This is a genomic window from Acinetobacter rongchengensis (assembly GCF_003611475.1).
In the GTDB taxonomy this organism is placed as follows: Bacteria; Pseudomonadota; Gammaproteobacteria; order Pseudomonadales; family Moraxellaceae; genus Acinetobacter; species Acinetobacter rongchengensis.
Genome location: NZ_RAXT01000082.1, coordinates 1 through 8,090, shown reverse-complemented (window position 1 = coordinate 8,090; position 8,090 = coordinate 1). Strand labels below are relative to the sequence as shown.

Annotated in this window: 9 protein-coding genes and 1 pseudogene; 9 read left to right on the top strand and 1 reads right to left on the bottom strand. The window is 39.6% G+C overall.

Going from position 1 to position 8,090, the window contains the following annotated elements; all coding sequences use genetic code 11:
• The 6 genes and pseudogenes from D7V20_RS17855 to benE all read left to right on the top strand — a co-directional run.
• Positions 1 to 114, top strand: a pseudogene (locus tag D7V20_RS17855) (catechol 1,2-dioxygenase); the annotation flags it as partial.
• Between the two features lie 85 nt (positions 115 to 199).
• Positions 200 to 1,576, top strand: coding sequence for a benzoate 1,2-dioxygenase large subunit (gene benA / locus D7V20_RS17850; RefSeq protein WP_120385276.1), 1,377 nt, complete (start codon positions 200 to 202; stop codon positions 1,574 to 1,576).
• Between the two features lie 11 nt (positions 1,577 to 1,587).
• On the top strand, positions 1,588 to 2,097 hold the full coding sequence (gene benB, locus D7V20_RS17845; protein WP_120385275.1) for a benzoate 1,2-dioxygenase small subunit: 510 nt from the start codon (positions 1,588 to 1,590) through the stop codon (positions 2,095 to 2,097).
• A gap of 106 nt (positions 2,098 to 2,203) precedes the next feature.
• The gene (benC, locus tag D7V20_RS17840; protein ID WP_120385274.1) at positions 2,204 to 3,220 is read left to right on the top strand and encodes a benzoate 1,2-dioxygenase electron transfer component BenC; all 1,017 of its coding nucleotides are present in this window, start codon (positions 2,204 to 2,206) and stop codon (positions 3,218 to 3,220) included.
• A 40-nt stretch (positions 3,221 to 3,260) separates the two neighbouring features.
• Positions 3,261 to 4,040 (top strand): 1,6-dihydroxycyclohexa-2,4-diene-1-carboxylate dehydrogenase, encoded by a 780-nt coding sequence (locus D7V20_RS17835; RefSeq protein WP_120385273.1) that lies wholly within the window; start codon positions 3,261 to 3,263, stop codon positions 4,038 to 4,040.
• A gap of 172 nt (positions 4,041 to 4,212) precedes the next feature.
• Positions 4,213 to 5,436: a benzoate/H(+) symporter BenE gene (benE, locus tag D7V20_RS17830; RefSeq protein ID WP_120385272.1), complete on the top strand. Its 1,224-nt coding sequence runs from the start codon at positions 4,213 to 4,215 to the stop codon at positions 5,434 to 5,436.
• A gap of 7 nt (positions 5,437 to 5,443) precedes the next feature.
• Here benE and catM read toward each other — a convergent pair whose 3' ends face one another.
• Positions 5,444 to 6,364 carry a cis,cis-muconate-binding transcription regulator CatM gene (gene catM, locus D7V20_RS17825; RefSeq protein WP_120385271.1) on the bottom strand — a complete coding sequence of 307 codons (921 nt, stop codon included), beginning with the start codon at positions 6,362 to 6,364 and terminating at the stop codon, positions 5,444 to 5,446.
• Positions 6,365 to 6,467: 103 nt separating this feature from the next.
• Between catM and D7V20_RS17820 the strand changes: the two genes are divergently transcribed.
• From D7V20_RS17820 to D7V20_RS20230, 3 genes are all read left to right on the top strand, one after another.
• Positions 6,468 to 7,577 carry a muconate/chloromuconate family cycloisomerase gene (locus tag D7V20_RS17820; protein ID WP_120385270.1) on the top strand — a complete coding sequence of 370 codons (1,110 nt, stop codon included), beginning with the start codon at positions 6,468 to 6,470 and terminating at the stop codon, positions 7,575 to 7,577.
• 10 nt (positions 7,578 to 7,587) lie between these two features.
• On the top strand, positions 7,588 to 7,878 hold the full coding sequence (catC, locus tag D7V20_RS17815) for a muconolactone Delta-isomerase (RefSeq protein WP_120385269.1): 291 nt from the start codon (positions 7,588 to 7,590) through the stop codon (positions 7,876 to 7,878).
• Positions 7,879 to 8,003: 125 nt separating this feature from the next.
• Positions 8,004 to 8,090, top strand: an 87-nt coding sequence (locus D7V20_RS20230) for a hypothetical protein (protein WP_235831670.1), incomplete at its 3' end; no start/stop codon positions are given.

Genomic DNA, 8,090 nt, shown 5'->3' with positions numbered 1-8,090 from the left:
ACTCGTCGTGGATTAAACAAACCTTTTAAACATATCACTTTCAATGTTGAGTTGGTTCAAGATCAAACTGATGCACCTTCAACAGAAGTCGATCGTCGTCGCGCTAGCGCATAACAAAAATACCAAAATGCTGACTTGGCTAAGATGTTCATCACTTTTGTCTTAGCAAGATCACTACACGGATAGTCGGAGAATAGACATGCCACGTATTCCAGTCATTAACACCAGTCATCTTGATCGTATTGATGAACTTCTTGTAGACAATTATGAAACTGGCGAATTTAAATTACATCGCTCAGTATTTACAGACCAATCTTTATTTGACCTTGAATTGAAATATATTTTTGAAGGCAATTGGGTTTATTTAGCACATGAAAGCCAAATCCCAAACAATAATGATTACTACACCACTTACATGGGTCGTCAACCCATTTTAATTGCACGCAACCGTAATGGCGAATTGAATGCCATGATCAATGCTTGTTCACACCGTGGTGCGCAACTTTGTCGTTATAAACGTGGTAATAAAGCAACCTATACTTGCCCTTTCCATGGTTGGACATTTAATAACTCTGGAAAATTACTCAAAGTTAAAGATCCAGCAGATGCGGGGTATTCAGACTGCTTCAACAAAGAAGGTTCGCATGATCTGAAAAAAGTAGCACGTTTTGAAAGTTACAAAGGCTTCTTATTTGGTAGCTTAAATCCAGACGTTCCAAGTTTAGAAGAGTTTCTAGGTGAAACGACTAAAATTATTGACATGATTGTTGATCAATCTGAGCAAGGTTTAGAAGTATTACGTGGTTCTTCGACTTACACTTTTGAAGGTAACTGGAAATTAACGGCTGAAAATGGTGCTGATGGCTATCATGTCTCTGCTGTGCATTGGAACTATGCAGCAACCACTCAACAACGCAAAGAAAAACAAGCTGCTGACAATGTACGTGCCATGAGTGCAGGCTCTTGGGGCAAACAAGGTGGTGGTTCATACGGTTTTGACAATGGTCACATGCTGCTTTGGACGCAATGGGGTAATCCTGAAGACCGTCCAAACTTCTCTAAAGCGGATGAATATACCGAAAAATTCGGCGCACCTATGTCGAAATGGATGATTGAGCGTTCACGTAACTTATGTCTTTATCCAAATGTCTATTTGATGGATCAATTTGGTTCACAAATCCGTGTGGTACGTCCAATTTCAGTCAATAAATCTGAAGTCACAATTTACTGTATTGCTCCTGTTGGTGAAGCACCTGAAGCTCGTGCACGTCGTATTCGTCAATACGAAGATTTCTTTAATGCCTCAGGTATGGCGACTCCTGATGATCTTGAGGAATTCCGTGCCTGCCAAGCAGGTTATGCAGGGATTGAATTGGAATGGAACGACATGTGTCGTGGCTCAAAACACTGGATTCAAGGGCCTGATGAAGCAGCCGATGAAATTGGTTTAAAACCAGCAATTAGCTGTATTAAAACAGAAGATGAAGGACTTTATCTTGCACAGCATCAATATTGGTTAAAAACCATGAAACACGCCATTGCAGCAGAAAAAGAGCTTGCTGGTTTGGTTGATTAAGGAGAAACAAGATGAATGCGACTGCAATAAATGATAAAGCAAGTATCGAGAATATCAGCCAATTTCTTTACCGTGAAGCACGTTTTTTAGACGACGAACACTGGGATGAATGGTTAGCTTGCTATGCACCAAGTGCTTCATTTTGGATGCCTGCTTGGGATGACGATGACAAACTGACAGAAGATCCTCAGTCAGAAATTTCCTTGATCTATTATCCAGACCGTCAAGGGCTTGAAGACCGTGTGTTTCGTATCAAAACCGAACGCTCTTCTGCAACCATGCCAGATACGCGTACTAGCCATAACATTGCCAATATTGAAGTGGTTGCACGTGAGGGTGACAAAGTCACCGTACGCTTTAATTGGAATACGCTAAGTTTCCGTTATAAAACCAATTATAGCTATTTTGGCATGTCTCGTTATGAAATTGATTTTTCAGGTGAACAACCACAGATTTTAAGCAAATATGTCGTGCTTAAAAATGATTACATCAACCAAGTCATTGATATCTATCACCTCTAAGACTTTCTATTGTCAATATTTTCAATAGAAAGCAAGGTCAGCCGTTCAAGCATAAGGAGATTTGATTGAACGGCACAAGATTCATAAAGTTTAAAAGGATTCTGCCATGTCAAACCATAATGTTGCACTTCAATTTGAAGATGGCGTCACTCGCTTCATTTCTGTTGCACAAGATGAAACGCTTTCTGATGCTGCATACCGTCAAAAGATTAATATTCCTTTAGATTGCCGTGATGGTGCATGTGGTACCTGCCGTGCATTTTGTGAATCTGGCAGCTATGACATGCCTGAAGAAAATTACATTGAAGATGCCTTGACACCTGAAGAAGCTGAACAAGGTTATATCTTGGCATGCCAATGTAAACCAACTTCTGATGCTGTATTTAAAATCGCAGCATCTTCTGAAGTGTGTAAAACAGAAATTCACCAATTCCAAGGTACGCTTTCACGTGTTGAAAACCTATCTGATTCAACCATTACTTTTGATATACAACTCGATGAAGGTCAACCTGATATCAACTTCCTTGCTGGTCAATATGTCAATGTTGGCATTCCTGGAACCACTGAAACGCGTTCATATTCATTCAGTTCAAAACCGGGCAATCGTTTAACTGGTTTTGTGGTACGTAATGTTCCCAATGGAAAAATGAGTGAATTTCTCAGTAAAAATGTCAAAGCTGGTGACAAAATGACGTTTACAGGTCCTTTTGGAAGTTTCTATTTACGTGATGTCACCCGTCCTGTACTCATGCTTGCTGGTGGAACAGGGATTGCTCCATTCATGTCGATGTTGCAAGTGCTTGAAGAAAAACATTCAGAGCAACCTATTCGTTTGGTTTTTGGCGTAACCAATGACTTCGACCTAGTCGCTATTGAAAAGTTAAATGAATTACAGGAAAAACATGCTTGGTTTGAATACCGTACCGTTGTCGCACATGCAGACAGTCAACATGAACGTAAAGGATATGTGACCAGCCATATAGAAAACGATTGGTTAAATCAAGGCGATGTTGATATTTACTTATGTGGCCCAGTACCTATGGTTGAAGCAGTCCGTGGCTGGTTAGATACAGAAGGTATAAAACCAAAGAACTTCTTGTTCGAAAAATTCTCTGCGAATTAATCAGTCGTTTTAAGCATTTAAATTTGAGGAGCATGTTGCCATGAATAAGCGCTTTCAAAATAAAGTTGTCATTGTGACAGGTGCAGCACAAGGTATTGGACGTGGAGTCGCCCTACAAGTCACCTTAGAAGGCGCTCAAACAATTCTGGCTGATCGCTCTGAATTAGTCGAAGAAGTTGTTGCTGAAATTAAACACAATGGTGGTGATGCTGTCAGCATCAATGCAGACTTAGAGACTTTTGCAGGCGCACAAGCTGTTGTTGAAAAAGCAATCACAACCTATGGGCGTGTTGATGTCCTTATCAACAATGTCGGTGGCGCAATATGGATGAAACCTTTTCAGGAGTTTTCAGAAGAGGAAATTATCAAAGAAGTAAACCGCTCATTATTTCCAACGCTATGGTGTTGTCGTGCCGTGCTCCCAGAAATGATTAAAAATCAGAAAGGTACAATTGTAAATGTATCTTCAATTGCAACACGTGGCATTAACCGTGTACCCTACTCTGCATCAAAAGGTGGTGTGAACGGATTAACTGCTTCGCTTGCTTTTGAACATGCCAAAGATGGTATTCGGGTGAATGCGATTGCAACTGGCGGTACAGAAGCACCACCACGTAAAATTCCTAGAAATGATCAGCCACTTTCTGACCATGAAAAATTATGGATGCAAGAAGTTGTTGATCAAACCATTGATCGTACTTTCATGGGTCGTTATGGGTCAATTCAAGAACAAGTCAATGCCATCGTATTCCTTGCATCTGATGACTCTTCATATATGACAGGTACGGTTGTTCCTGTTGGCGGCGGTGATCAAGGTTGAACTCGGCTTTATTCTGATTGATCAAGATAAAGTAACTGATATTACATAACATATTTACTATGCCGTGCTGATTAAAAATTAAATTCGGTTTTAATCGCTCAATAAAATAGTCTATCGACATATGTATGTAATATCAGTCAATAAAAATAACCATTGCGCAAGGAAGTAAACAATGGAAAATCTATTGCAAACATTAAAAAAAGATTGGTCTATCTCAGCGACTGTTGCAGGATTCTTAGCTGTTCTTATTTCCTATTCAGGACCTCTGATTATCTTTTTTCAAGCAGCGCAACAAGCCCATGTTTCTAACAATATGATGATTTCATGGATTTGGGGAATCTCTATTGGTGCTGCTGTTGCAGGAATCTACTTATCAATTAAATTTAAAACACCTGTCATTACAGCATGGTCAGCGCCTGGTACAGCTTTACTGGTCACATTATTTCCCCATGTCTCCTTAAATGAAGCTGTCGCGGCTTACATAACAACTGCTGTGGTGATTTTAATTATCGGTATCACAGGTTATTTTGATAAGTTACTCAAGTGGATTCCACAAGATGTCGCAGCAGGCATGATGGCGGGCATATTATTTCAATTTGGATTAGGTTTATTTACTGCAACGGATCGCATGCCCTTAATCGTATTCAGCATGCTCTTGGTTTTTCTGTTTGCTAAACGTTTAACACCACGTTATGCCATGGTTTGGGTACTCGTTGCTGGTGTCGTACTCAGTCTCCTACTGGGTAAAATGAATCCAGTCGATGTTCATTTTAACTTGGCGATTCCGCAATTTATCCAACCTGAATGGACTTGGGATTCCACCTTAAACCTTGCTATTCCCCTTATTTTAGTCAGCCTGACTGGGCAATTTTTACCGGGTATGGCGATTATGAAACTCAGTGGCTATGACACCCCTGCAAAGCCCATTATTACAGTAACCAGTATCGCTTCTTTGGCTGTTGCATGTGTCGGGGGAATCACTATCGTGCTTGCATCGATTACCGCGGCCTTATGTATGGGCAAGGATGCACATGAGTTAAAAGAAAAGCGCTATATTGCAGGGATTGCCAATGGTATTTTTTATATTTTAGGTGGCTTATTTGCTGGCAGTATTGTCATGCTATTTAGTTTACTTCCTAAAGAATTGGTGGCAGCACTTGCTGGTTTAGCTTTATTAGGTGCGATTGCAACCAATATTTCTGTGGCGATGAAAAATGAAGCTCAACGTGAAGCGGCGCTGATTACTTTTCTCGCAACCGCTTCTGGTATGCATTTCTTAGGACTAAGTTCAGTATTTTGGGGAATATGTATTGGTGTGATTGCACATTTAATTTTGACAAAGCGAACACCAACCTTAGCACAAGCTAAACAAAAAACAACACAAACCGATGACTAGCTAAAGATTAGGTTGAATCGCTCGGTTTAAATACCATATTTTCTTCTTCAAACACATTCTTAATGCAATCCAAAATACTTGGAATGTAATTGCTTTGGTCCATATTTCGGACAGATAAAGAAATCGGGCTATAAGCTTCTACATCTAAAATTGGAATATAAACCAAATTCTTCATTCCAATATCACTGGCACTTTCAGGAATAATACAAATCCCCTCACCAGATGAAACTAATCCGAGTGCTAAGTGAATTTCCCGAACTTCAATCATGTCTTTAGGTACGAGTCCTAATTCAGTAAAAATAGATTGAATGAGTGTTGAGAAGTTTGGCTTTTGTGATGCAGGATAAGAAAAAATAGGCTCGTTAATAATTTGCGATAAATAAATACCTTGATCAATATATTGAGTTAAATAATGATTTTTATGTACTGCAAGTTTTAATTTTTCTTCTCGGAGTAAAATACGTTTAATCGCAGGATCACTAATTCTTAAGCGTCCAAAACCTATATCAATTTTACCTTGCTTTAACGCTTCAATTTGATCTTTGGTGCCACATTCGATCAGCTCTACTTCAATATCTGGATTATTCTGACGGAATAGATAAATGATTTGTGGCAACAGCGCATATAAAAGCGAGCTCACATAACCTATGCGAACAATTTTATTAACCGAGCTAATCCGCTTTGCCATGGATGTCGCTTGCGCTGTATGCGTTAAAATTTGCACAGCGTGCTGATAAAAAAACTGCCCTGCCTCTGTGGTTCGTACTGGTCGAGAACCGCGTTCAAACAATAAGATTCCCAGTTCTTCTTCAAGCTTTTGGATCTGTCGGCTTAACGGAGGTTGGGCAATACATAATTTTTCAGCGGCTTTGGTAATACTTTGTTCTTCTACAACTGTCACAAAATATCGAAGATGTCTTAATTCCATTTAATATACCTAATAAGTATCTAAAAATACCAAATTGAGCCTAGTTTAAGATTTTACATTAATTTAGGGTATATAAATAGATTGATACTTAAGAAATACGCAGATGTATAAATCCATAGAAACGCTCTTAGTCGAAATACCAACGATTCGCCCTCACAAGATGGCTGTCGCAACCATGCAGACTCAAACACTGGTTCTCGTTAAAGTGACAACTGAAGATGGACTGGTGGGTTGGGGTGAAGCAACGACAATTGGTGGGTTGGGCTATGGTGAAGAAAGCCCTGAAAGTGTAAAAACCAATATTGAAACATATTTTTCACCATTGCTTAAATCCTTAGTTGGTTTAAATATCGCTCAAACGATGCAAGTGATTCATCGCAATATCAATGGTAATCGTTTTGCAAAATGTGCAATTCAAACCGCTCTCTTGGATATCCAAACTCAGCGTTTAGGCTTACCACTCAGCGAAATTTTAGGTGGTCGCTTACGTGACAGTATTCCAGTGTTATGGGTACTAGCTTCGGGTAATACGGAAAAAGATATTGCAGAAGCACAGAAAATGATTGCGGCGAAACGCCATAATATTTTCAAACTAAAAATTGGCTCACGCCCTGTAGAACAAGATGTCGAACATGTGCTTGCAATTAAAAAAGCATTAGGTTCAGAAGTATCTATTCGTGTCGATGTCAACCGTGCTTGGTCAGAGTTAAATGCAATCAAAGGCATTCAAATGCTGCAAGATGGCGGTGTAGACCTGATTGAACAACCCTGTGCAATTCACAACATTGATGCAATGCAACGTTTAACACGTAAGTTCGATATTGCGATCATGGCAGATGAATCACTCACTGGCCCACAAAGTGCCTATGAACTTGCTAAGCGCAATGCAGCCAGTGTTTTTGCGGTCAAAGTTGCCCAGTCTGGAGGTTTAATTGAAGCCTGTGAAGTTGGCAAACTCGCAAATCTTGCAGGGATTGATCTGTATGGTGGCACCATGCTCGAAGGTCCTGTCGGCACGATTGCATCCGCTCATGCTTTCTCAACATTCAATAACTTAGCCTATGGCACTGAATTATTTGGGCCCTTGTTATTGACTGAAGATATTTTAAAAACACCACTTCAATATGACAATTTTGAACTGAAAATTCCAACAGGTTCAGGCTTAGGTATTGAATTGGATGAAGACAAAATCGACAACATGCGTCGTCAATAAAGGAATGAATATGCTTTTCCAAGTACGAATGGATGTACACATCCCGCTTGATATGCCAGTAGAAAAAGCCAATGAAATTAAGATGATTGAAAAGGCTTATTCGCAAGATTTACAGCAGCAAGGTAAATGGCGTCATATTTGGCGTGTGACAGGACAATATTCAAATATCAGCATTTTCGATGTTGAAAGTAATGAAGAACTTCATAATATTTTACAAGGGCTTCCATTGTATCCCTACATGAATATCGAAGTGATGGCACTCAATCGTCACCCTTCTTCAATTCGAGATGATGACAGCTAAATTGGTTAAATCATTTTAAGTTTATTTTCACAGCAATAACAAGGAATGTGGTGAGCGAAGGAACAAGCGAATAAATGCATGTAAAGCCAACCACGTTAATACCTTCATACTTCAGGAGAATTTGTATGAACCGTCAAGAAATCGATAAATTAGTCAAAGAAATGAACGTAGACACTGCTACAGGTGAAGTCAATCCACGTGTTCAGCAAATC

What these genes read in the sequence shown, in the direction of transcription:
- catM (WP_120385271.1), bottom strand. Translation starts at nt 6,364, where the DNA reads ATGGAATTAAGACATCTTCGATATTTTGTGACAGTTGTAGAAGAACAA.
- benC (WP_120385274.1), top strand. Translation starts at nt 2,204, where the DNA reads ATGTCAAACCATAATGTTGCACTTCAATTTGAAGATGGCGTCACTCGC.
- benA (WP_120385276.1), top strand. Translation starts at nt 200, where the DNA reads ATGCCACGTATTCCAGTCATTAACACCAGTCATCTTGATCGTATTGAT.
- D7V20_RS17820 (WP_120385270.1), top strand. Translation starts at nt 6,468, where the DNA reads ATGTATAAATCCATAGAAACGCTCTTAGTCGAAATACCAACGATTCGC.
- benB (WP_120385275.1), top strand. Translation starts at nt 1,588, where the DNA reads ATGAATGCGACTGCAATAAATGATAAAGCAAGTATCGAGAATATCAGC.
- catC (WP_120385269.1), top strand. Translation starts at nt 7,588, where the DNA reads ATGCTTTTCCAAGTACGAATGGATGTACACATCCCGCTTGATATGCCA.
- benE (WP_120385272.1), top strand. Translation starts at nt 4,213, where the DNA reads ATGGAAAATCTATTGCAAACATTAAAAAAAGATTGGTCTATCTCAGCG.
- D7V20_RS17835 (WP_120385273.1), top strand. Translation starts at nt 3,261, where the DNA reads ATGAATAAGCGCTTTCAAAATAAAGTTGTCATTGTGACAGGTGCAGCA.